Source organism: Virgibacillus chiguensis (assembly GCF_900129865.1).
In the GTDB taxonomy this organism is placed as follows: Bacteria; Bacillota; Bacilli; order Bacillales; family Amphibacillaceae; genus Virgibacillus; species Virgibacillus chiguensis.
The window spans coordinates 104,686-127,566 of record NZ_FQXD01000012.1 but is presented as its reverse complement, the minus strand read 5'-3'; the positions used below and the strand labels follow the sequence as shown (position 1 = coordinate 127,566).

Below are 22,881 nucleotides of genomic sequence, written 5' to 3'. Positions count from 1 at the left end.
TTTATTACTATCAAGCAATCTCATCCGCTATCAACCTATCCACAACACTCAAATAATCCAACGGCACACCATTTTCATTTTTGACGAGCTGAGCGTACACTTCCAAATCACGAATTGAGATGGACTTTCTGCCGCCTTGCTTGGCTTCTTTCATGTATTTCTGAAGCATATTACTCGGAACAAGGAAAACCTCTCCTAATGCCCTCATATCCACGATAAGGAATGATATGGCTCCAAGTTTTTCAGCGTCTGCCAGATATTTAACTTGGTGATCCGATATGATGGACAACGGCAACCGTTTCTCTTTGGTAGACTTGGCTTCAAAGACGATCGATTTCCCTTGATAAATACCGTCATAATCGACCGTGCTCTTTTCTTCGTAGAAGCCTTTAAGCACTCTAGTCCCCTTTGACTGCAGCACCTTTACTGGCGTAGGACGTTTATTGATGATGGCTCGTCCTTGGTTAAGATAAATCTGATTCGTGTAATTTAGTGTGTTTTCAAACGCCATGCCACGTTTTCCTGTGTAAACCACGTTCATTCTCCTTCCGTTGCTTGCCATTACTCCGCTATGTGAATCGCTATAGGTGTTTGGCTCTTCCTGTGTACCAGCAATAGTTTTCTCGCTTCGAACCAAGAACAATTATGAGTAGCCTGTACTGCCATAACCCATTCTCTCCAACGCATCTGTTGTTTCTTGAATTCCTTCGACTTTACGCTTTTAGAGGATTCTAACGGAGAAATGACATCTTCGGGGATAACTACTGCTTTATTTTCTTTTTGATCAAATAAGCTTAATTGCTCCATTCGTCCACCTACCCACTAGAATATTGTTTAAGCAATTGCTCAAGCTCCTTTTGCTCCTTTGCATCACCGATATTACTCGACTGGCTATCTTTCTGAGCTTTCTGCTGTTGCTTTTGTTGTCTAAACCATTCAGGCACTGGAGCTCCTGGTGCTTGCGTTTGTGGCTTATAATATCTTTGATGCTTAGCCATCTTTTGGCTTTGGAATTCTATATCCTCTGCCTTTGCTTGCTTAACCGTTTTTATGTTTTTATTCATCCAAGATCTAAGAATTCGTTCTGCATATCCCCAGTTTCTTTTGTTTTGCTTTAATGCTCTTTTCATTGCTTCGATTACTAAATCTTTTCCGACATCATCAACCCAATAACAAATCGATTCTTGCACATAAGAACCAGCTCCCCCAAAGTTCTCTTGATAAAAATTGGCCACTTCCTCCACAGCAGTAGTAGAAGTAGTAGTATATAATTCTTTAATTCTTAAATTCTTAAATTCTTGATCTTGTTCCGACTTCGTTCCGTCTTCGTTCCGAGTTCGTTCCGCATTAGTTCCAAGTTCTTCATTTTCGGCGTTCTCACTTTTTTGTTTTGTGTCCTCTAACTCCTGATATTTCGCATAATTGAGGATAGTAAAGAGCGTTCCGTGTTCCGTTTCTTTAACGTTCAGTCTTTCGGCTTCAATGAGTTTCTGAACGCAACGCTTAATTGTACTAATTGAGTATTTCTTATACCCACGTCCTTCTTTGTAAGAGAGATCATCAACTAGTTTTCTATAAGAACGGATATACTGACCTTCATTTAAAACTGTGCCTTTATGTTTATAACCATCTCGATAGCTTGCTTTTCCTATTAGGTAAATAAATAACCGAAATGTGGTGACGTCGTGCCATATATCAGAGTCAAATACTTCCCTGTATAGTTTTATCCATCCTTCTGAACTCATATTGTCACCTCCGTTACCTTTCAATCTCACAAACTGCAAACCTACCTTTTACTTTTAAAACTCTATAACCTGGATAACGCCACATATACTTAATGACCAACCGTTTTAAATCCGCTTCATTTTGTGCAGTCTCCCAGATCCATTCCGGGAGACGCACGTTGGATATGTTATGCATCTGCATTTTCAAATTTTATTTCCTGTTGTCCTTCACTAGCCTCATTTACTTCAGAAAACTCAGCGTCAATAACTAGACCGCTATCTTCTTGCTCAAAATCTTGCGTAACAGCATTGCCATCTGTTGTAACAGCCGTTTGCATATCGATGGAGAGAATGCCCCACTTGTTAAGCATGTTTCGAATAACCGTCTTTTTGGCCATAGCGTCATAATTATCCTTCCATGCAAAGCCTGTTTTGCTGAAACGCTTCTTATGCCTTTCAATTTCGTCTTTAGACCAATAAACCGTCTTTCTGAAGCCGTTAATAAGCTCAAAATAGCCAACATAGCCAATTACCTTATCTGATTCTTTCCCTTCAAATTCGAGCTCTATTTCTTCTGTGAGCCTATTGAATGACTTAACTTCCCCCTCGTATACTTCAATAACGTTAATATTTTTGTATTGTCCTGTCCTTAAAGCTAGTTGGATATAGCCTTTATAACCCATTTGAAAAGTCGCTTTATTACCGTATGGAACTACCCATGCATAGCCTAGATTCTTATCAATAGGCAAATCTAATGCAGCTGCAACCATAGCGCTTGAAACAACACTCATTTGATCGCATTTTTGTAAGTTTGTATCTCCATTTACTAGATTGATAACACTTGCCATAAATTGTGGTGCTTTCTTCCCCAATGTTTCTTCAAAGCGATTTTTAACGCTACTTGCACTCATAAGCTGTTTAACCGTATAGCCTTGAGGTGTATTTTGGTTTCCGTTCCCTTTATTAGCAATTTGATTTTTCAAGCTTGAATTTGTAGCCATATTATCCAATCTCCTTTATATTTAATTTCCTGTAAGTGGTAGGCTTAACGTAGCTTTGATATAAATTGGGCTTTTCCTTTTTAAGTCGCTTAGAATCAATACGATTTTGCACAACAGGCTTCCAGTCAACTCTGTAATTTTTCACAAATCCTGTTTCCGCATCCTCTAGCTCTTTCTTCAATTGATTTTCAATTTCTTTTTTCAGCGTTTCTAATTGTTTGATGTTTGTTTTTACTTCCAAGAGATTGTCCACTTTTTCTTTAAAGTTGAAAGGCAGATCAATAGTTTTTCCTTCTTCTACCTTTGCGTATTTCTCATTTAGAAACTTTTCAGCAGCACTAGACCCATCTAATGCAGGTGGAATATTACCAAGTACGTGATGATTCCAGAAATGCACCTCAGCATCAAAAATCATTTGAATTAGTTCATCGTCACGCTCAATTTCCTTCCAGATGAATTTTTGACCGCCAATAAGCACAGCAATATATGCATGTTTATACCCTGTAACACCTAAATAATGCTGTACTTGCACCAAGTAAGATTCAGGTATTTCTTCACTTTCCCACTCTTTAGCGAGAAAAGCGCTTGCTGTTTTACATTCCAATACAGCCTCTTCACCAACTACTTTCCGATCAATGTTGGCCATAATAAACGGATATTCAGGATGTTGTAGCATGAAATTATTTCGGCGCACCTTTTTTCCGGAACGTACTTCAAATTCTTTTGCAACCATATCTTCTAGTAGATTTCCAAAATAAGCAGCTTCCCCCGCACCATTTTCAACCGTAGATTGCCCCGTTTTTTCTAGCCATAATTCAAATGGTGTTTTGTATTTATTTAGTCCAAGGATGATGGAAGCATCACTGCCCCCGATCCCTTTTGTTCTTTCTTGAAGCCATTCCTGATGGCTCATTTCTACTGTGCTTTTAGCCATTCCTTACGTCCTCCCCATCAAAATATTTAACCAGCTCTTGTAAATCCTCAATAGTTCCCAATTTAGCAATTGTGTTACACGTAGATTTAAAGATGACCCAGCGATCTTTGGGATCTGGATTCTCTTTTCTAATTTCTTTGTATCCCTCAACAAAACGGTTCATTTCGCCCTCCCTTGCCCTCATTACACAAAGTGCTGTATAATAGGGGCATAACGTTGTTTTTTTATTTAGAACTCATTGCCGTGAGTTCTTTTTTATTGTGCAAAATCATACCTGCCACCCAGTAACTCTAGTGCCTCTTTTGTCTGATCCTCTAGCTCTCCCACAAGAAAGAATGCCTCTTCAATCACTAAAATTTCATCACCGCTAAAGACTTCGTTTCCGAATGCATCAATACCGTATCGATTGGTATATACATTCATTTTTGGATAACCCATTTGTCTAATTTGAGTAATCTCAGGATGTTCCATCTTTTAACCCTCCTAACTAGTAATCACAATTGATACATAAAGAAACACCATCATGACTATAAAAGCGACCCATATCTTAATTACATGTGCTTTATCGCTCATTTGTATTGCCTCTGTATCGCTTCGACGTTAATTTTTCGGCTAGCCAAATCTTGTACAGTTGCATAAAACTTATCTTGGTTGTATTTATGGCTGCTCATTTCATTGAGCACTCCAACTGACTTTAATAAATCCCTGGCTAGCATTTCTGCATCATCGTATTTTGCGTTACACATTGCATTTACAGTTCTTTCGGCAAGATCAATCGCACACATGTATTCTTTGCTTGCATGGCTAATGTCCTTTGGCAGAAAGTGTTCTTCTAAGTTCATGTGATCCCTCCTATAACTTTTCAAATACAAGAAACAAACATAGTAAAATTCCGAATAGAGCAATATAATTATCGTTTGCTTTCATATGAGACCTCCGAATCTTAATACAGTGCCGGTTATTAATTGAGATAATTGCTGTACTGCACTTACTGCATCCGTGTTATAAATAAACGCTATTAATAAATCATGAGCCTGCGTTTGTTTACACCAATTAATTAAATCTGCGGCTTTTAACTCAAGTTTGTTGCTTTCTAGCCTAGACACATTACTGCGAGACATGTGCAGTCTTTCAGCCATATCTTCTTGACTAAAACCAGCACCTTTCCGCATTTTTTTTAAAACAGCTCCAAATTGCAATTGTTTCCCCCCCCTTTTTGTGCAGATAATGTACATGTGCGTGGGTTGCACAGTAATATCAATTTGTGTGTTTTATAATGAAATTACCGACCCCCACTCGGTATATTATTAGATTACTTGTTTAGCACGTTGATTCATCCAGTTAATTAGCGCTTGATATGGTATTCTGACTTTACAACCATCTTTAATATGAGGGAATCCTGTATGTTCAGCCTGTCGAATCATTTCGTAAGTCTTGGTAACACCGAATCCTAATATTTTGGCAGCTTCCCTAACCGATAGAGTTTTAGGAGTATCCTCGTGAGTGTAGGAATCAAGAAGCTCTTTGATATTAGCAAAGTGCTTCTCGTTCTCTTCACGGACAATTTGACGTATCGTTTCCTCCATAGACATTTAAATCACCTCGTTAAAAGTTTGTTGATTGTTATATTCATCTATTTCAATTTTCAAGCTTGTAGATGGTTGCCACATCCCAATAAATCGAAGTCCTTCTTCATATTTTTTCTTGGGTAAATCACCATATCTAGGAATTTGAAAATAGTCTTTGAAGTCTCTCCAAAAAGCCGAGAATACCTTAAAAGCCATCTGTTTATATGCAGGTGAAGATTTTCCGCCTAAGGATTCCATGACGATTCGTTTACCTTTTTTGTTTAGAGCATGTTCTTGAGCTCCATCGATGCGCATTGTTTCTTCTAGGCTAGTTAATCTTTCATTGTGTTGTTCTAAGGTTTCTGAAGCTTCAAGCGTTAATTTCAATGAAGCCATTAACCGTTCTTTATCTGATAAAACTCTTGGTTGTTGCAACTTTTCTTTCATAGCTTTGAACTCGCTTAAAAACTTAACTTTCATTTTCATAGCTTCGGGTGTTGTATAAGACATTGCTATAATCGCAAAAGCATCTTCAGTTAAATCAAACTTTGTGTACCACTGTTTATTTTGCAAGTGCTGATATTGGGTCTCGCCAAAGTTGGCGGTACTCCATTTATGCTCACCAGCTTCATGCAACTTAGTAATTTGCACTTTGACATCTCTAACAACTTTGTCGTGAGGTTTAGCAAAAACTTCTGCTACCGTTAAAGTGTCAGTCAATACTTTGTCGTTTTGAATAAAAACTAATTGTTTCATTTGATTGCCTCCTATATGGCTTGTTTTTGTGCATTTTTTACACTATTTTTAGTAAAAAAAATAGTCCAATCAAACTCCATAAGTTGCCCTAAATTCTTGGCTACTTTAACACTAGGAGTAAAACCGTTTTCGATTTTCGTGTAATAAGAACGGTCAATATTTACTTTATTCGCAACATCTTGGTGAGAGTATCCAAGTAATTTTCTTCGTTCTTCTAACAATTTATTTTTCATTTGACCACCACCTTTGTGCAATTTATACACTAATTATAATGTGCATTTTTTTCACTGTCAATAGTTTTAGGTTAATATTTTGCACAAATGTTTAAATGTGCATTTTTTTCACTTATAATGATTGTAATTGATTAGATAGGAGAAATTATTATGAAATATGGTGATAGGTTAAAAAAATTAAGAGAAGTAAACAACTTATCTCAGCAACAACTAGCTGATAAATTTAATATAAACAGATCTACTTATGCAAGGTACGAATTGAATCAAACTCAACCAGATTTTGAAATCTTAAAGAAATTAGCTGACTTCTATGAAGTTACTGTGGATTATATATTAGGGCATGAAACGCAAAAGAACGATATAACATATTTTAAAAATAAAATTGCTGAAGAATTTCCAGACATAGACCTCATGTTTAAAGACATGGAATCTTTAACCGCTGAAGATATGAAGGAAGTTTATGAGTATATAAAATTTAAAAAGAGTCAGAAAAATAACTCTAATGGGTAAGGAGGAATAAGTTGAAAAAGGCATTATTTATTCTGTTTTTTTCTGTTTTATTAGTAAGTTGCGGAGCTCAAGATACAGAAGAAACGGGTGTAAGTGGTGATGTAGAAGCAGAAGAAAAACATGATGAAATACTCGAATCAGGAATACTAGCATATATGGAGCAAATGACAGGAAAGTATTTATCTGTAGGTTTATACAGTGATAGTAAGGAGAAACAGCAAAAACACATAAACGAAGCAATAACTGACGTTCGTCTAGCAAAGTCTGAGATAGAAGATCAATACAAAAGAAATATACCTGTAATTCAAGATTTATTAAGTTTAGGAGACATTATTGAAGAATCTTTGAATAAATTATTAGTCGGAGATAGCAGCACAGAGTATGAAGACTCTAAAAGAATTGGAGAAATCATAGGAGACATATCGAGAGAATATCTTGATGGTGAATTACCATCATCAGTAAAAATACACACTGGTATAGAAAATTCATCTGAAGAATAATAGGTAAATCGATATAAGGTGTACTCAAAGTACGCCTACTACTTTACCCTAAAAACGAACATACATTCTATTAACTGGGGGGTTATGGGTTGTACACGCACCTTGAAGATTACATATATGAACTATATACATCAATTGGAATTGAAATTCCTGTTAACTTAGACAAACAAATAATAGCTAAGAAATTAGGTGTAGAAATAATTTACGAAGAAGATAAGCTATTTAGATTTGACAACGAAATAAGTTTAATCAGAAGCGATGTGAGGCAAGAGTGGATGGATTTTGGTCATGAAATTGGTCACTATCTAAGACATTGTGGATGTCAGTTGAATATGCATCGTTTGTTTATAGATCTACAGGAATGGCAAGCGAACAACTTTGCTTATCATTTTTGCGTACCGACATTTATGCTGGATAAGTTATACAACTATACAATATATGACATTATGCAGCTATTTAACGTTGATTACGACTTTGCTTATAAGAGATTAGAGATGTATACAAATAAATTTTACTCTGGAGGTTCTATGAAATGGACATATCAATTGAATTAGAAAGGATTATTGCAATTTATTTTAATGGACACAATTACATAGTTGATGGAGTGGAATTATCTAGAGAGGAATCCAGATTAATAGCTTACTCTCTTATTCACACACTTCAGTTGATGGAAATGATAGTAAAAGGAAAATAAATAATAAGGAGAAATATAAATGAAGGGACATATCGAAAAACGCGGCAATAAATATTCTTTTGTCATTGATATTGGAAGAGATCCTGTTACTAAAAAACGTAAACAAAAAAGAGTATCTGGTTTCACTAGTGAAAAGAAAGCTCGTGCAGCAATGAATGAAATGATAGTGGAATTAAATCGTGGCGGATATGTTGAACCTACTACAGAAACATTAGGAGATTATTTAGACAATTGGTTGGAGCATAAAAGGAAAAGAGTTGTACACAGCACATATTTACACTATAAAGGAAATATCAATAATCACATTAAGCCTGCAATTGGAGAAATCCGAGTTCATGAATTAAATGCCAGACAAGTACAACGGTTCTATGACTCTTTATTAGATAACAAATTATCAGAACGATCTGTGCATCATATCCATCGTATTTTATCAAATGCCTTAGATTATGGTGCAAAACTAGGCGATATAAATAAAAATGTAGCTAAAGCTGCAGAACCAGCAAGAGTTCGAAAAAAAGAAATGGAATACTGGCCTATAGAATCATTATCTAAATTTATTAACGATACAAGAAACGAAAAATTTTTTATTGCTTGGTATATAGCTTCATTTACAGGTATGCGGCAAGGTGAAGTATTAGGGCTTAAATGGGATTGCGTAGACTTCTCTAATAAAAGGATATATGTGAAAAGATCTTTAAAGCGTTCAGAAGAAAATAATTATCATATTGCTGATCTGAAAAATAATTCAAGTTACCGTTCTATTTCAATATCTGATTCGGATGTATTTGAATTAAAAAAACATCTTAATGAACAGAAACGAATTAAGATGAATGCAGGTGACTCCTATATAGATAATAATTTAGTTGTAGCCACTGGCATAGGAACTCATGTATTACCTTCTAATCTTGGTAGAGCGTTTCGAAGAGCCATAAAACGATCAAAGGTAAATAAAATAAGGTTTCATGATTTACGACATACTCATGCTTCTATGCTATTTGCGTTAGGTGTCCATCCTAAAATCGTACAAGAACGTCTTGGACATTCATCTATACAAGTTACGCTAGATACTTATTCTCATATGCTCCCTAATATGCAGGAAGCAGTCGCAGAAAGTTTAGAATCCGCATTTAAAAACCAACAAGAAAACAAGAACGTTAGTTCTGATTTCGTGAGTGATGTGACCAATCCGTGACCAATTTTAAAAATGACAACCGATAAACCTACGCCCCCGGCAGGATTCGAACCTGCGACACACGGTTTAGGAAACCGATGCTCTATCCCCTGAGCTACGGGGGCAAGTAAAAAATATAAACAATTAAACTTCATAGTGCCGAATCTCATTTTTTAATCCAACACTATCTATTATACAAAATTCCTCCACACTTGAAAAGTACTACCTCACTTCACAGAGTGTACATGGTTTCTACATAATGAGTATGATAAAATAGTTTACATCTGTTTTTTACTAGATTGGAGGATAAAACAATGGCACACGTACCATTTATTGCTATTGAAGGACCAATTGGTATAGGGAAAACCTCCCTTGCTGAAAAATTGTCTGCTCATTTTCAATTTCATTTGCTAAAAGAAATCGTTGAAGAAAATCCATTTCTAGGAAAATTTTACGAAAATATTGAGGAGTGGAGTTTTCAAACAGAAATGTTCTTTTTATGCAATCGATTCAAGCAACTAGAAGACATTGACAAACAATACTTACGTAACGGAAAATCTGTCGTTGCTGATTATCATATATCAAAAAACATGATTTTTGCCAAACGTACTTTACCCGAAGATAAATTCGATAAATACGAGAAAATTTATCATATTTTAACAGCAGATATGCCTGTACCGAATATGATGATTTATTTGCATGCAAGTTTAGATACCATTTTAGAACGAATTCGAAAACGTGGCAGGGAAATGGAACAACACATACAAGCATCCTACTTGGAACAGCTTGCAGCGGATTATGAAGACTTTATGAATCAATTTGAAAAACTGCACCCAAATATTCCAGTTATTCGTATTGATGGGGACAAGGTAGATTTTATTTGTTATCAGCAACATTTAAATCAGATCATGGAACAAGTGTCCATGAATTTGAAGCAACTGAACTGCACATAAAGAAGAAATGGAAATAGAAGGAGAATTACATCAATGAACGCAAGAGAAAAATATCACATCCCTCATAATAGCATTATTACAATCGCAGGTACGGTCGGGGTCGGAAAGTCAACGATGACAAACGCTCTAGCAAAAGCATTAAACTTTAAAACATCGTACGAAAAAGTAGATACAAATCCATATTTAGAAAAGTTTTATGCTGATTTTGAAAGATGGAGTTTTCATCTCCAAATATATTTTTTAGCAGAACGATTTAAAGAACAGAAAAAAATCTTTGAATATGGGGGTGGCTTTATTCAAGACCGCTCTATCTATGAAGATACAGGCATTTTTGCAAAAATGCATTACGATAATGGAACAATGTCCAAAACTGATTATGAAACGTACACGAACTTATTTGAAGCAATGGTCATGACCCCGTATTTCCCACATCCTGACCTCCTTATTTATTTAGAAGGTTCATTTGAAGCGATTATTGATCGAATTCATGAACGTGGACGGGAAATGGAAAAGAACACGGATGTATCCTATTGGAAAGAATTGTATTATCGTTATCAAGAATGGATTAATAACTTCAACGCTTGCCCTATCCTGCGAATCGATATAGCTGATTATGACTTGATGAAAAAAGAAAACTCAATTGAACCCGTTCTAGAGCGGGTCGGGCATTTTATCCAGCAATCTCGTCGTTGGAAATCTCGTGACCGTATATAAAATAATTTTTCTATCCGTGGGGTGGTTTCCCCACGGATTGTTTGCACTATTAGGCTTAAAATAATTTTAAAAGCTCCCATCTCCTATGAAAAGCGTCTACAGGTCCGTTTTTTTAAAATGAATCTTTAATCAGTAAAGGGGGGGCTCCCCACTGATCGTTAAGTGAACCAACTGGAGATTTAGGTACTGTTATTTCCCACTTAGACTTGTTCTTGAAGTGGGAGTATGACAGCACTGATAAAATACTTTGCCTATCCCAATAAAAAGCTAAACTAATATTTCTTGTTCATTCTCCTAATTCAATAGAACGATCTCTTGCTGCATAAATACATTTGCTTATTACTTGTTGAAAATTTTGTTGTGCTAAAGTTTGGATTCCTGCTTCTGTAGTACCTGATGGACTTGTTATTTTCTTGCGTAATTCTGCTGCCGTTTCATTTGTTTCACGCAACATGTTTCCAGCACCTAGCACTGTCTGATGAATTAACTGTTTAGCTGTCTCTGGACTCATGCCAGATTCAATAGCTGTTTGCTCCATTGCTTCGACAAGATAATAAATATACGCCGGTCCACTTCCAGAAATTCCTGTCACCAGATGCATTTCTTTTTCTTCCACTTGAACGGTTGTTCCAATCGTATCGAATAATTCCTTCGCTATGCGCATATGTTCTTCTAAAGCATGCGTTCCAGTACATAAAGCTGTAGCTGAAAAACCAATGGAAGCAGAAGTATTAGGCATCGCTCTAACAACAGGGGCAGATCTGCCAATCCACTGCTCTATCTTTTCCGTTGATATTCCAGCTGTAACCGAAACAATCAAATGCCTCTCTTCTATATATGGTTGAATAGAAGCAAGTGCTTCTTTCATATCACACGGCTTTGTAGCCAATACAATGACATCTGACCATTCTATGAGTTGTTGTTTATCACGCATACTGTCTATGCGATACTTCTGCTTTAAATCAGTTATTCTTTGATGATTCGTTCGATTTGTTATCATAATCTGCTGTTTATCGATAATGGTTGATTCAATTAAGCCAGAAATAATTGCTTCGGCCATAGAACCAGCACCAATAAATGCAAGGTTTTTATCCATCGTAATAACAACCTCCTTGTTAAAGTAATTTTTCAGGAAAACTTGGCTTGTCGCTAAGTTTTTATACTGTAAACAATTTAAATTTTAAAACAAAAAACTCTCTCCATCCTAAATAAGGACGAAAAGAGTTTTCCGCGGTACCACCTATATTGGCATGAGTCCCATGCCCAGCTTTTCTTGTTAACACAGTTTTTAACTGCGGTCAGGTTTATTCTAACAGCTCATTAGGTAGGTTCATATCAGCCGTCTACGTGTGGGGTCTTTCAGCCGGTGAACCCCATTCTCTGTCGTCCGTACATGATACAATTGGCCTCGTCATCGCTTTTTTATTTTTGTTTTATTAATTATATGTACTATATGCATAAAACAAATCATTGTCAAGTTCAAACAATTAAAAACGGACTTACATCAAAAAAACCGCTACAATGTAACGATTTTTTTTATCTCCAAAATTTTATGCGCTAATTTTAAAAATGGAGGAGGTAGAGGGATTCGAACCCCCGCGGGCTGTTACACCCCTGTCGGTTTTCAAGACCGATCCCTTCAGCCAGACTTGGGTATACCTCCGTGGCGACAAGATATAATATACCATGTTCTGAACATACTTGTCAATTCCTAATTACTATTTTTATTTACTAACATAGATCATATTTCTCAAAGATTGGCACAGCTTTATGCAAAGTTGTGCCAAAACCATGCTATACCTCTTTTACAACCGTACCTGCATACTTGTCATGCGGAAGTACAGATCCCGCTTCTCCTTCAAAGGAATGTCGGTTAATAATGTATTGTAAGTTACTTAACGTATCACGATAAGCCATTCGTTTAAAAAGTTTTGTCGGCGTCAACTCAAAATCTGTTTTGCTTCGTAATTCTAGTCCCATTAATTTATAACCCACCGTTTGTCTACACTGCTTTAGTTGTATGTACTCGAGCGACCACATGACAACGGTTGGGGTTACTACAGTATGAATAAACTCATTCTTTACTTTTTTCCGTAAAACGTATTCAACCCCAACAGTTACTGCGGTAGAAATTGCTACATCAATAAAAAGAGCCTTCATCCTTTGTTTGGTTAACGGCTTCATTTCATCCCCTCCTATGTTCGTCTAGCTGTTATACGGACCTCGGGCATGAAAGTTTCCTGAAAATGTGAAAAAAATTAATATCCTGCTTTAAATCGAATATTTAGCAGGGATAGAAGGCGCTGTAAAACTCTCACCTCAAGAAATTGGTAGGTGTCTAAGTGAAAATAACAGCTACTACATCCCCATTTCTTCTAGAAACTTTTAGATAATATCTTACATACTAAGAAAGTGGGGGATAAAAAAACCACCCACTAATTACCGCAACATCAACCAAAATTATTGCTCCGTTTTATGAAGAAATTCCTTCCTTACTCTGTCAAAAGCTGTTTCATCCGTTAACAATTTTAGCGCTGTAAATGCCGCTGCTTTCGCTCCAACAATTAATGCTTCATCTGCTTGCTTTGATTTGGCAGCTTCTCGAAACGAAACAGTATGACCAATTAAACTACTAGAGCCAATTTTAATATGCGGATGAATTGTTGGAACTACTTGGCTTATATTCCCTGCATCTGTCGAACCTAAAGCTTGCGAAGGACGTTCAAGTACTGTCTCTCCTAAATGCTCTATTTCCGTTTTAAAAATGTCGTCAAGACTCTCATTGATAATAAAATTATCTACCCCATTTTGAAATGAAGATACTTTTACTTTTGCTCCTGTTGTTAAAGCAGCTCCCTCTGCAATTGCTTTTACTCGGTCTGTAACTTGATTCAAACCTTTCCTTGTTGCCGCACGAATGAAAAATCGAGCTTTCGCATAACCAGGTACAACGTTAGGAGCGTCACCACCATCTGTAATAATGCCATGTATCCGTACATCGTTTGAAACATGTTGACGTAAAGCATTGATGCCATTAAACAATTGAATAACCCCATCTAACGCATTAATTCCTTGATCTGGATGCGCAGATGCATGAGCAGTTTTACCGAAAAATTCAAAGTCGAGCGGATCTACTGCCAATGTAGGAGCTGTCAGGCGTGTATCTGCACCGGGGTGAAGCATAAGGGCTGCATCAACGCTTTCTGTAATTTTAGCTTTAACAAAGCTCCCTTTTGCACTGCCATTCGGTCCACCTTCTTCAGCAGGCGTCCCAAAGACTACTACTTCACCACCTACTTCATCGATTACTTGACTTAAAGCAATAGCAGCACTAACACTTAACGTACCAATGATATTATGACCACATGCATGACCGATCTCTGGTAAAGCATCATATTCCGCTAAAAAGGCAATTCTCCTTCCGTCCAAAGCACTTTTCTTTCTAGCGATAAACGCAGTAGCATGCCCTGCCACATCCAATTGAACATCAAAGCCATATTCCACTAAAATATCAGTTAATATTTTAGCAGCATATGTTTCCTGATTCCCGATTTCAGGATGAGCATGGATATCATGACTAATTCGAATATATCTTTCCTTATTAGCTGCTATATTTTTTGCTATTTCCTGTTTCCAAATCGTTGTCGTTTCTGTAGTAAACGTCATTATGATCACCTCATTTTAAATTTAGTAGCCAATTTCACTTAATGGCACAAAAGTTGGAATAGAATTTCCATCACGTTCTCTTTCAATAAATTTAGCTACATCTTCGGTTTGATAAATCTCTGCCAGCTTCGTCAATACGTGGTCATCCTTATTCTTTTCCTGAACAGCAATAATGTTAATATAGGCTGTCGCTGTTTCATCCTCATGATATATAGCATCTTCCAATGGACTTAATCCTGCGTCTACGGCTATTCCATTGTTTATAATTGAACCATCCACATCAGGAAGGACTCTTGGCGTTTGCCCAGCAACAAGTAATTCAAATTGCAAATTTTTTGGGTTGTCAATGATTTTATCTAAAGCACCATTGCCATCGAAGTCTTCCGCTAATTTAATCAAACCTGCATTCTGTAATAATGATAACCCTCTTCCCATATTGGTAGCTTCTTTTGCTAAAGCAATCGTCCCTCCTTTAGGTATATGCTCCGGTGTACCATGTTTCTCCGAATATAACCCCATTGGAGCAATGACCGTCGTGGCAATTGGTGTTAAATCTAAATCATGTTCTTTTATAAACGCATCAAAATAAGAAACCGTTTGGAATGCATTTGCATCAATCTCTCCTTCTGCCAAAGCCAAATTAGGTTGCACATAATCGGAGAAACGAACAATTTCTACGTTTATCCCTTCCTCCTTAGCTTTTTCCGCTACATAATCCCAAATCGTCGTATCAGAACCGCTAATACCAACTTTTACTGTAGAAGTAGCTTCACTGCTAGAACAAGCGCTAATACTAATCAGTGTAATCAATAAAGAAAATAAAATGGCTAATCTTTTCATAAAAACTCTCCTCGTATATATTTTTAAGTGTTTTTTACTCATCCACCTGTTTTCATGCTTACTACGTATTCCTCTGAGCATATCCTACCACGTTCCCAGTCAATCCTTATTATCTTCGTCGCACTCGTCTGGCTAAGTAATTTCCGAGGGACTGTAATCCTTGTACCATAATAATAAGGATCCCTACAGTAAGGAGCATCACAACCGTATCAAAACGCTGGTAGCCATATGTTATAGCTAAATCACCAAGGCCACCACCACCAACTGCCCCAGCCATTGCAGAAGCTCCTACTAAACCAATCGTTGCAATCGTAATGCCTAATAATAAAGAACTTAATGCTTCTGGTAAAAGAAAACGAGTCATAATCTGCCATGGCGTTGCTCCCATTGCTTGTGCTGCTTCTATAACCCCTTGATCAACTTCTAGTAACGAGTTTTCGATTAATCTAGCAATATAAGGACCAGCAAATAATATCATTGGTACAATGGCAGCGGCAGTTCCAATCGAAGTACCAACAATCAGTCTTGTGAATGGGATAACGGCTACCATTAAAATAATGAAGGGGATAGAACGAAATATATTTATTCCTGCGTTTAATATAGTGAAAATAATTTGATTTTCCAAAAGGTGCCCCTTTCTCGTTACAACTAGTAACACACCTAATACCAATCCGATAAAAAAGGAGAAAATCAATGATACGCCAACCATGACGACCGTTTCCCATATAGCTTGTAAGAGTTGTTCCTGATTAACTAACATCTGCTAACACTTCCTTTACAGTAACCTTTTGTTGATGAATATGTAGCAAAGCACGTTTCATCTCCTTCTCCGCACCTGAAAATTGAACGATTAAATTGCCAAAAGGAATCCCCTGTAATTCTGTAATGCTGCCATACAGTATATTGACATCTACGGTATACGTTTTAGCAACTTGTGATAATAAAGGCTCGCCTGCACTATTACCGACAAACACAATGCGATATATATGCCGGTCTTCTCGCTGTTCACGAAGTAAAGCATAAATCGACTCTGGTATATGGTCATTCATCACAGAACGTACAAACTTAGCAGCAATCGCTGTTTTTGGTTTTGAAAATACTTGAAATACACTGCCCGACTCCACTATTTTTCCTTGATCTAAAACAGCAACCTGATCACAAATCTCTCGAATAGCACTCATCTCATGCGTAATCATTAAAATCGTCACTCCATATGCTTGATTTACCTGTTTTAACAGTTGAAGAATAGCTTTTGTTGTTTCTGGATCAAGTGCAGATGTTGCCTCATCACATAAAAGCACTTTCGGATTCGTCACTAAAGCACGGGCTATCCCTACGCGTTGCTTTTGCCCTCCAGATAGCTGATCGGGGTAACTGTTTGCTTTATCTTCTAAACCGACAAAAGCGAGTAACTCTAATACTCTTTTTCTCACTTCCTCTTTAGGGCGTTTTGCCACTAGTAGGGGCATCGCTACATTCGTAAACACTGTTTTTGAATGTAAAAGATTAAAATGTTGAAAAATCATACCGATATTTCGTTTTGCTTCACGTACTTCTTTTGCAGTTAATTGTAAGAGATTTTTCCCATCCACGATTACTCTTCCAGATGACGGGCGTTCTAAAGCATTTACACAGCGAATGAGCGAGCTTTTTCCTGCACCACTAAATCCAATCACGCCATATATTTCTCCTTTTTTCACCTGTAAATCCACGTTTTGTAATGCTTTTACAGAATGACCTTTTCCTTCATAAATTTTCGTTACCTGATCAAATATAATCATCGAACCAATCCCCCATTCTTTTTCACTTAAAATCGCTTTGTATGGCAATTGTTCCATGTGAAACAATTGCCATAAATCTAGCTTTGCCACAATTAATAAAGATGTTCTAATCATTTTGTATTGAAACTTGGTTTGTCGCCTAATTTCATGGCGAAAGGCGTAGTTTTTCTTATACTTTAAAACTCTTCATTTTTAGTATAAAAAATACCCCTTCCATTAAGAAGAGGTATTATTCATACATTTCCTCTTCTTATCTTACAAACTACTTGTTTGCTGGATTTGGCACAGTACTCATATGAGTCCGCTGCCGAGGCTTCTAAGGGCCAGTCCCTCCACCTCTCTTGATAAGAAGTATGTTATTTTTTTGCGGTAACACCATCGTTTTGCTTAAATTGTAAACTGAAAATTCTATCCTTTCCTATTGTGTAAAAAAAGAAATCCCTCCTTATACGAAATAAGAAGGGAATTCCAATCTATTGGTTTCCGCTTCTTATTTTTCAAGCATGTTTGCTTGTTGGATTTAGCACAGTACTACTTACGAGTCCGCTGCCGAGGCTTCTAAGGGCCAATTCCCTCCACCTCTCTGAATAAGAAGAATTATTATATTTATTTTTAAACAAGATATTGTGTTAAATCATACTATGGTTTCCTTTACATGTCAAACAGTTTTTTTAGAAAAGATTGGCTATCGCCATGCCTTTATTGCAATAAAACTCGTCGACATGAACCATTCCTCCAGTCATCGTCAATAAACTAAGAATACGACTTTGCTCTTCTTTTTACCATTTGGCTCACACGTAAATGGTTGCATTCACTTATTTGATGACCTCTTTTCCTCCCATATATGGACGCAATGCTTTTGGAATTATTACCGTCCCATCCTCTTGCTGATAATTTTCCAATATAGCTGCAACAGTTCGACCAATAGCCAATCCAGAACCGTTTAATGTATGCACAAATTCTGGTTTTGCTTTTGCTTCTCTACGAAAACGGATATTAGCCCGTCTAGCCTGGAAGTCTTCAAAATTAGAGCAAGAAGAAATTTCCCGATACGTATGCTGACTAGGAATCCATACTTCTATATCGTACTTCTTAGCAGCTGTAAAGCCTAAGTCTCCGGTACACATACTCATCACACGATAAGGAAGCTCTAGTAACTGTAATATTTTCTCTGCATGGTTTGTTAACACTTCCAATGTCTCATAGGACTCTTCCGGTTTAACAAAATGGACAAGCTCGACTTTATTAAATTGATGCTGACGAATTAGACCTCTTGTATCTCTGCCAGCAGACCCTGCTTCAGAACGAAAACAGCTACTAAATGCAGCGAACTTTTTCGGTAAATCATCTATCTTTAAAATATCATCACGATAATAATTTGTTACTGGCACTTCTGCAGTCGGAGCTAAATAATAATCCCATTCTTCTAGTTTAAAGGCGTCTTCAGCAAATTTAGGTAATTGCCCAGTCCCAGTCATACTAGTTCGATTCACAATTTGCGGTGGCAACATTTCTTCATAGCCATGTTCATCCACATGGAAATCTAACATTAGGTTCCATAATGCACGCTCTAATCTTGCACCAAGTCCTTTATAAAAAACAAACCTGCTCCCAGTCACTTTGCCAGCTCGTTCAAAGTCAACGATGTCTAAGTCTGATGCTACATCCCAGTGAGGCTTTGGCTCATAGGAAAATGGCGTCTTCTCTCCCCAACTCCGCACCTCGACATTATCGTCTTCATCTTCACCAATTGGTACACTTTCATGAGGAATATTAGGAATAGACAACATGATTTGTTCTAAATGTTCATTAATTTGCTTTAATTCGCTATCCAACTCAGCAATTTGGTCGCCTACTTCTCGCATTTCTTTAATCGCAAGCTCAGCATCTTGCTTTTCTCGTTTTAGTACAGAGATTTGTTTCGATACTTCATTTCGCTTCGCTTTTAACTGCTCTGTCTCGGAAATTAGTTGACGACGCTTTTCATCTAACTCGCCAAAATGATCTAATTCTGACAAATCCTCACCACGATGCGCTAATTTTTGTTTTACTTCTTGGAAATGGTGACGTAGAAATTTCATATCTAACATTTGAGTTCCTCCTTATATGATTAATATTAAAATGGATCCCTTATTTAAGTAGAAATTAGCTTGTCGCTAATTTCTTAGGCAAAAGAGTGCTAAATCGTTTTATACTATAACTCTTTCTTCTATAGGTTTAAAACACGTTTTAACAATGCAAGCCATTTTTAACCTATAACTTTTAGAAAAACTTGGCTTGTCGCCAAGTCCTTATGGCGAAAGGCGTAGTTTATCTTATACTATAAACCTTTAAACTTTTATACTTTCCTATAGTGTATATACAAAAAACTCCCGTCCCTATGAATAGGGACGGGAGTTTTACCCGCGTTGCCACCCTGATTGAAGAACGCATCAAAGCACTCTTCCAGCTTAAACGTGATAACGGCACGTGTCCGGGTTTATTTACTCTATCATTCGATAAACCAGCTCAAGGATGGATTCATAGTCGTTTTACATCGATTTGCACCAGCCATCGACTCTCTACTGAAAAACAAACTACTACTATTTCCTATCATAACTGTTATTGTCCTATTTATTATCTACTATGATAACCGATTTTTCATATATAATCAACTACAACCAACATAATAATTTATGATTTAGTGGTAGCTGTCAAATCAATAAAGTAAGAAATGAATCTATGGTCATCCGTCAATTCAGGATGAAAGGCTGTAGCCATAAAAGGACCTTGACGAACAGCAACAATATGCTCATCATACGTAGCTAGAACTTCAACATTCTTTCCGACTTCCACTACGTATGGGGCGCGGATAAACACTGCACGAAAATCTTCTGCGATTCCAGCTACATCTAATTCTGCCTCAAAACTGGCCACTTGACGACCAAATGCATTTCTAGCAACAGTCATATCAATCAGACCTAAATGTCCTTCTGCTTGTCCTACAATTGATTTTGCCATGATAATTAAGCCAGCACAAGTACCAAAAATAGGTTTACCTTTGTCGGCAAAATCTTGAATTGCTGTGAATATTCCATAACTATCCATTAATCGTCTAATAGTCGTACTTTCACCACCAGGCAAAATTAACCCATCGATTTCTTCTAGCTGTTCTTTTCTTTTTATTTCTACAGCGTTAGCCCCACATGCATGAATGGAGCGGATGTGTTCGCGTACCGCCCCCTGCAGTGCGAGGACTCCAATTGTTGTCATAAGACATGCCTTCTTTCTTACTCGCTACGATCCTGCATTCGGTCATGAGCTTCAATTGTAGCCATATCTAGCCCTTTCATCGCATCGCCAAGATCTTTAGAAAGTTCTGCAATCAGTTTATAGTCTTGATAATGTGTCGTTGCTTCCACGATAGCTTTGGCGAATTTAGCTGGATTTGCTGATTTAAATATACCAGAACCAACAAATACACCATCAGCTCCTAATTCCATCATTAGTGCTGCATCACTTGGCGTAGCAATACCACCTGCTGCAAAATTAACTACAGGCAAGCGACCTTCTTCACGAATTTGCAATAATAATTCAAATGGCGCACCAATTTCCTTCGCATAAGTCATAACTTCATCACGGGACATAGAAGACACCATACGAATTTCCGATTGTACTTGGCGCATATGACGCACAGCTTCAACGATATTCCCTGTACCAGGCTCTCCTTTTGTTCGTAACATCGAAGCGCCTTCGCCTATACGACGAGCTGCTTCCCCAAGATTACGGCAACCACAAACAAACGGTACCGTATAATCAGATTTATTAATATGATAAATATCATCAGCAGGAGTTAAGACTTCACTTTCGTCAATATAGTCTACACCCATCGCTTCTAAAACACGTGCTTCTGTAATATGTCCAATTCGAGCTTTTGCCATTACTGGAATGGATACAGCTCCAAGTACTTCTTCCGTAATTGTCGGATCTGCCATCCGAGCTACGCCACCAGCGGCTCGAATATCTGAAGGAACACGTTCAAGTGCCATAACAGCTACTGCACCTGCTTCTTCAGCGATTTTAGCTTGTTCTGCATTGACAACATCCATAATGACGCCGCCTTTTTGCATTTCTGCCATACCTCGTTTTACACGTTCTGTACCTATATTTGACAAAGCAACCGCCCCCTAATCACATTCTTATTTCGTATTCTTTATAAAAGTATACTATACACAATGCTGACTACTATGCTTAGAACAAGCCTTTAATCCAGTCTACCACTGTATGAAATAAATCAACAAAGAAATCACCTATTGCTCCTATTGTTAACATAAACCAATTTGATTTCTCCACACTAGTGTCCGTTACAACATCAACTGTACTATTACTGTCCTTCGTTATATACCCATAATCATTATCAGCTTTATAAGTAATTTGAGCTGTCCCTATTTTTTCACCTTTTTTAATAGGTGCTGTTAGTTGTCCATCTTTGTTTAATTTTTCCTTATCCAATGTATATGTTATTTCATATAAATCTTTTTCATCGGGTTTAATTGGCAAAGATACAGATTCAGCAAGTGATATGCTTACATCATCTTTCTTTCCTTTATTAACCGGAATGCTGGATTTATCTTCCAATTGATATCCAGCAGGGAAAATTTCTGTATTCTCAAATTTTTGGAAGCCGTAATCTAGCAATTTAGCAGTTTGCTCAAAACGCTTTGCTTCGCTTTTCGTTTTCATGACAACAGAAATTAAACGGCGATCTCCCTTTTTGGCAGTTCCAGTAAAGGTATAGCCTGCTAAATCAGTGAAACCAGTTTTTAAACCGTCAACACCTTCATAATAAAATTCTTCAAAATTCGTTTTATCATGCTGAAGCATCCAATTTAAATTACGAAGCTCCTTGCCATCAAACTTCACGGTCGGCTTACTTGATATTTCTAAAGCCTTTGGAAAATCATGAACAAGATGGTAAGCTAATAAAGCTGCAGACTTCGCAGAGAGATAGTTCACTCCATTGGGATCTGTTCCTTTTGGATGGTTGTCCCCTAATGATTCATTTTCAATTCCAGTTGAATTGACAAATTCAAAATCTGGCAGACCCATCTCTTCGCCTTTTTTATTCATTAATTTGACGAATTCTCCTTCTGAACCGGCAATAAGTTCAGCAAGGGCAATGGTAGCTGCATTATCCGAATTAATCGCCATTGCATGATAAAGATCTTTTACCTTATAATCCTTCGCTTGCTTTAATCCGATTCCGGAGAAAGTTGAATCTGCGGAAATACTGTATGGATAGTCGCTAATCTGTGTTGTTGTGTCCCAGCTGATTTGACCTTTTTCAACAGCTTCCCATACTAAGTACTCTGTCATCATTTTGGTCATACTAGCTGGAGGAAACAATTTATCCGCATTTTTAGCAAATAAAATTTTCCCTGTATTTGCATCTACCAAGATAGCAGATTCTGCTTCAAGATCTACTTCTGAAGCTTGCGCAGATAATGGCTGTATTGCGATAGAAAATGCCATTATAACGGCTGCCAGAAAAATAAAGAAACTTTTTCTCATAACATGTTTCACTTTCTTGTACCCCCAACTGTAGTTTAACCTTTCCCTTCCTATGTATGTCCAAAAAGATTGCTAGTCGTTTAATTTATTTTATCGGTCGTTTTCTCTTTTTTTAAACATACATAGAAAAATAACGTACATCTTTTTCGTGCACTTAGTTATTTTACCATATAAAGAGATAAAAAAATAGATGGGGATGTATCCCACATCTACTTTTTGTACTATAGGAAATGATTGAATACAAGCGAGACTTAACGATAGCCAAATTTTGCTAATCTATTACTTC

The 22,881-nt window shown here is 37.1% G+C and carries 30 protein-coding genes, 2 tRNA genes, 2 riboswitches and 1 other annotated feature; of the genes, 7 read left to right on the top strand and 25 right to left on the bottom strand.

Annotated elements, in window-relative coordinates:
• Window positions 1-10: 10 nt before the first annotated feature.
• From BUB45_RS13795 to BUB45_RS13745, 13 genes are all read right to left on the bottom strand, one after another.
• Window positions 11-562 (bottom strand): Holliday junction resolvase RecU, encoded by a 552-nt coding sequence (locus tag BUB45_RS13795; protein ID WP_244527738.1) that lies wholly within the window; start codon window positions 560-562, stop codon window positions 11-13.
• Entirely contained in the window at window positions 562-807 is a 246-nt protein-coding gene (locus BUB45_RS13790) for a hypothetical protein (RefSeq protein ID WP_073010661.1), read from the bottom strand. The genes BUB45_RS13795 and BUB45_RS13790 overlap by 1 nt, the downstream gene beginning before the upstream one ends.
• Window positions 808-815: 8 nt before the next feature.
• Window positions 816-1,745, bottom strand: coding sequence for a DnaD domain-containing protein (locus BUB45_RS13785; protein WP_073010657.1), 930 nt, complete (start codon window positions 1,743-1,745; stop codon window positions 816-818).
• A 13-nt stretch (window positions 1,746-1,758) separates the two neighbouring features.
• A complete protein-coding gene (locus tag BUB45_RS20220) occupies window positions 1,759-1,920 on the bottom strand; it encodes a hypothetical protein (RefSeq protein WP_164085448.1) in 162 nt (53 codons plus the stop codon).
• Window positions 1,913-2,725 (bottom strand): recombinase RecT, encoded by an 813-nt coding sequence (locus BUB45_RS13780; RefSeq protein WP_073010654.1) that lies wholly within the window; start codon window positions 2,723-2,725, stop codon window positions 1,913-1,915. The genes BUB45_RS20220 and BUB45_RS13780 overlap by 8 nt, the downstream gene beginning before the upstream one ends.
• Window position 2,726: 1 nt before the next feature.
• Entirely contained in the window at window positions 2,727-3,659 is a 933-nt protein-coding gene (locus BUB45_RS13775; protein ID WP_073010651.1) for a YqaJ viral recombinase family nuclease, read from the bottom strand.
• Window positions 3,652-3,822 carry a hypothetical protein gene (locus tag BUB45_RS19940; protein WP_170861762.1) on the bottom strand — a complete coding sequence of 57 codons (171 nt, stop codon included), beginning with the start codon at window positions 3,820-3,822 and terminating at the stop codon, window positions 3,652-3,654. The genes BUB45_RS13775 and BUB45_RS19940 overlap by 8 nt, the downstream gene beginning before the upstream one ends.
• Before the next feature lie 92 nt (window positions 3,823-3,914).
• A complete protein-coding gene (locus tag BUB45_RS13770; RefSeq protein ID WP_073010648.1) occupies window positions 3,915-4,130 on the bottom strand; it encodes a hypothetical protein in 216 nt (71 codons plus the stop codon).
• A gap of 98 nt (window positions 4,131-4,228) precedes the next feature.
• Window positions 4,229-4,501, bottom strand: a complete 273-nt coding sequence (locus tag BUB45_RS13765; RefSeq protein WP_073010644.1) for a hypothetical protein — start codon at window positions 4,499-4,501, stop codon at window positions 4,229-4,231.
• 81 nt (window positions 4,502-4,582) lie between these two features.
• A complete protein-coding gene (locus tag BUB45_RS13760; RefSeq protein WP_084723686.1) occupies window positions 4,583-4,894 on the bottom strand; it encodes a helix-turn-helix domain-containing protein in 312 nt (103 codons plus the stop codon).
• Window positions 4,895-4,966: 72 nt separating this feature from the next.
• Window positions 4,967-5,251 carry a helix-turn-helix domain-containing protein gene (locus tag BUB45_RS13755; RefSeq protein WP_084723684.1) on the bottom strand — a complete coding sequence of 95 codons (285 nt, stop codon included), beginning with the start codon at window positions 5,249-5,251 and terminating at the stop codon, window positions 4,967-4,969.
• Window positions 5,252-5,983 carry an ORF6C domain-containing protein gene (locus BUB45_RS13750; RefSeq protein WP_073010638.1) on the bottom strand — a complete coding sequence of 244 codons (732 nt, stop codon included), beginning with the start codon at window positions 5,981-5,983 and terminating at the stop codon, window positions 5,252-5,254.
• An 11-nt stretch (window positions 5,984-5,994) separates the two neighbouring features.
• A complete protein-coding gene (locus BUB45_RS13745) occupies window positions 5,995-6,216 on the bottom strand; it encodes a helix-turn-helix transcriptional regulator (protein ID WP_073010635.1) in 222 nt (73 codons plus the stop codon).
• A 150-nt stretch (window positions 6,217-6,366) separates the two neighbouring features.
• On the opposite strand from BUB45_RS13745, the gene BUB45_RS13740 reads away from it, so the two are divergent.
• From BUB45_RS13740 to BUB45_RS13725, 5 genes are all read left to right on the top strand, one after another.
• Window positions 6,367-6,726, top strand: coding sequence for a helix-turn-helix domain-containing protein (locus BUB45_RS13740; RefSeq protein WP_073010633.1), 360 nt, complete (start codon window positions 6,367-6,369; stop codon window positions 6,724-6,726).
• 11 nt (window positions 6,727-6,737) lie between these two features.
• On the top strand, window positions 6,738-7,226 hold the full coding sequence (locus tag BUB45_RS13735) for a hypothetical protein (RefSeq protein WP_073010630.1): 489 nt from the start codon (window positions 6,738-6,740) through the stop codon (window positions 7,224-7,226).
• Between the two features lie 89 nt (window positions 7,227-7,315).
• The gene (locus BUB45_RS13730) at window positions 7,316-7,780 is read left to right on the top strand and encodes an ImmA/IrrE family metallo-endopeptidase (RefSeq protein WP_244527736.1); all 465 of its coding nucleotides are present in this window, start codon (window positions 7,316-7,318) and stop codon (window positions 7,778-7,780) included.
• The gene (locus BUB45_RS20215) at window positions 7,759-7,920 is read left to right on the top strand and encodes a hypothetical protein (protein WP_212590775.1); all 162 of its coding nucleotides are present in this window, start codon (window positions 7,759-7,761) and stop codon (window positions 7,918-7,920) included. The genes BUB45_RS13730 and BUB45_RS20215 overlap by 22 nt, the downstream gene beginning before the upstream one ends.
• Window positions 7,921-7,939: 19 nt before the next feature.
• The gene (locus BUB45_RS13725) at window positions 7,940-9,112 is read left to right on the top strand and encodes a site-specific integrase (protein ID WP_073010626.1); all 1,173 of its coding nucleotides are present in this window, start codon (window positions 7,940-7,942) and stop codon (window positions 9,110-9,112) included.
• 31 nt (window positions 9,113-9,143) lie between these two features.
• Here BUB45_RS13725 and BUB45_RS13720 read toward each other — a convergent pair.
• Window positions 9,144-9,216: transfer RNA gene (locus BUB45_RS13720), tRNA-Arg, on the bottom strand.
• A gap of 189 nt (window positions 9,217-9,405) precedes the next feature.
• On the opposite strand from BUB45_RS13720, the gene BUB45_RS13715 reads away from it, so the two are divergent.
• On the top strand, window positions 9,406-10,044 hold the full coding sequence (locus tag BUB45_RS13715) for a deoxynucleoside kinase (RefSeq protein WP_073010623.1): 639 nt from the start codon (window positions 9,406-9,408) through the stop codon (window positions 10,042-10,044).
• Between the two features lie 33 nt (window positions 10,045-10,077).
• Window positions 10,078-10,758, top strand: a complete 681-nt coding sequence (locus tag BUB45_RS13710) for a deoxynucleoside kinase (RefSeq protein WP_073010620.1) — start codon at window positions 10,078-10,080, stop codon at window positions 10,756-10,758.
• Window positions 10,759-11,044: 286 nt separating this feature from the next.
• Here the strand turns inward: BUB45_RS13710 and proC are convergent, their stop codons facing one another.
• The 11 genes from proC to BUB45_RS13655 all read right to left on the bottom strand — a co-directional run bounded on the left by proC (window position 11,045) and on the right by BUB45_RS13655 (window position 22,556).
• On the bottom strand, window positions 11,045-11,854 hold the full coding sequence (proC, locus tag BUB45_RS13705; protein WP_073010617.1) for a pyrroline-5-carboxylate reductase: 810 nt from the start codon (window positions 11,852-11,854) through the stop codon (window positions 11,045-11,047).
• A gap of 474 nt (window positions 11,855-12,328) precedes the next feature.
• Window positions 12,329-12,421 (bottom strand) — tRNA-Ser (locus tag BUB45_RS13700).
• A gap of 131 nt (window positions 12,422-12,552) precedes the next feature.
• On the bottom strand, window positions 12,553-12,942 hold the full coding sequence (locus BUB45_RS13695; RefSeq protein ID WP_073010614.1) for an RDD family protein: 390 nt from the start codon (window positions 12,940-12,942) through the stop codon (window positions 12,553-12,555).
• Between the two features lie 276 nt (window positions 12,943-13,218).
• Window positions 13,219-14,424, bottom strand: coding sequence for a M20 family metallopeptidase (locus BUB45_RS13690; protein WP_073010611.1), 1,206 nt, complete (start codon window positions 14,422-14,424; stop codon window positions 13,219-13,221).
• 21 nt (window positions 14,425-14,445) lie between these two features.
• Entirely contained in the window at window positions 14,446-15,264 is an 819-nt protein-coding gene (locus BUB45_RS13685) for a MetQ/NlpA family ABC transporter substrate-binding protein (protein WP_073010609.1), read from the bottom strand.
• Between the two features lie 109 nt (window positions 15,265-15,373).
• Window positions 15,374-16,024 carry a methionine ABC transporter permease gene (locus BUB45_RS13680; RefSeq protein ID WP_073010606.1) on the bottom strand — a complete coding sequence of 217 codons (651 nt, stop codon included), beginning with the start codon at window positions 16,022-16,024 and terminating at the stop codon, window positions 15,374-15,376.
• Window positions 16,014-17,045: a methionine ABC transporter ATP-binding protein gene (locus tag BUB45_RS13675; protein ID WP_073010728.1), complete on the bottom strand. Its 1,032-nt coding sequence runs from the start codon at window positions 17,043-17,045 to the stop codon at window positions 16,014-16,016. The genes BUB45_RS13680 and BUB45_RS13675 overlap by 11 nt, the downstream gene beginning before the upstream one ends.
• 247 nt (window positions 17,046-17,292) lie before the next feature.
• Window positions 17,293-17,396: riboswitch (SAM riboswitch) on the bottom strand.
• 136 nt (window positions 17,397-17,532) lie between these two features.
• Window positions 17,533-17,639, bottom strand: a riboswitch (SAM riboswitch).
• 221 nt (window positions 17,640-17,860) lie between these two features.
• Complete coding sequence (serS, locus tag BUB45_RS13670) at window positions 17,861-19,135, bottom strand: serine--tRNA ligase (protein WP_073010603.1); 1,275 nt, start codon at window positions 19,133-19,135, stop codon at window positions 17,861-17,863.
• A 293-nt stretch (window positions 19,136-19,428) separates the two neighbouring features.
• Window positions 19,429-19,650: a binding site (T-box leader), on the bottom strand.
• 68 nt (window positions 19,651-19,718) lie between these two features.
• Window positions 19,719-20,297 (bottom strand): pyridoxal 5'-phosphate synthase glutaminase subunit PdxT, encoded by a 579-nt coding sequence (gene pdxT, locus BUB45_RS13665; protein ID WP_073010599.1) that lies wholly within the window; start codon window positions 20,295-20,297, stop codon window positions 19,719-19,721.
• 17 nt (window positions 20,298-20,314) lie between these two features.
• Window positions 20,315-21,199 carry a pyridoxal 5'-phosphate synthase lyase subunit PdxS gene (pdxS, locus tag BUB45_RS13660; RefSeq protein ID WP_073010596.1) on the bottom strand — a complete coding sequence of 295 codons (885 nt, stop codon included), beginning with the start codon at window positions 21,197-21,199 and terminating at the stop codon, window positions 20,315-20,317.
• 76 nt (window positions 21,200-21,275) lie between these two features.
• A complete protein-coding gene (locus BUB45_RS13655; RefSeq protein ID WP_244527735.1) occupies window positions 21,276-22,556 on the bottom strand; it encodes a serine hydrolase in 1,281 nt (426 codons plus the stop codon).
• Window positions 22,557-22,881 lie beyond the last annotated feature (325 nt).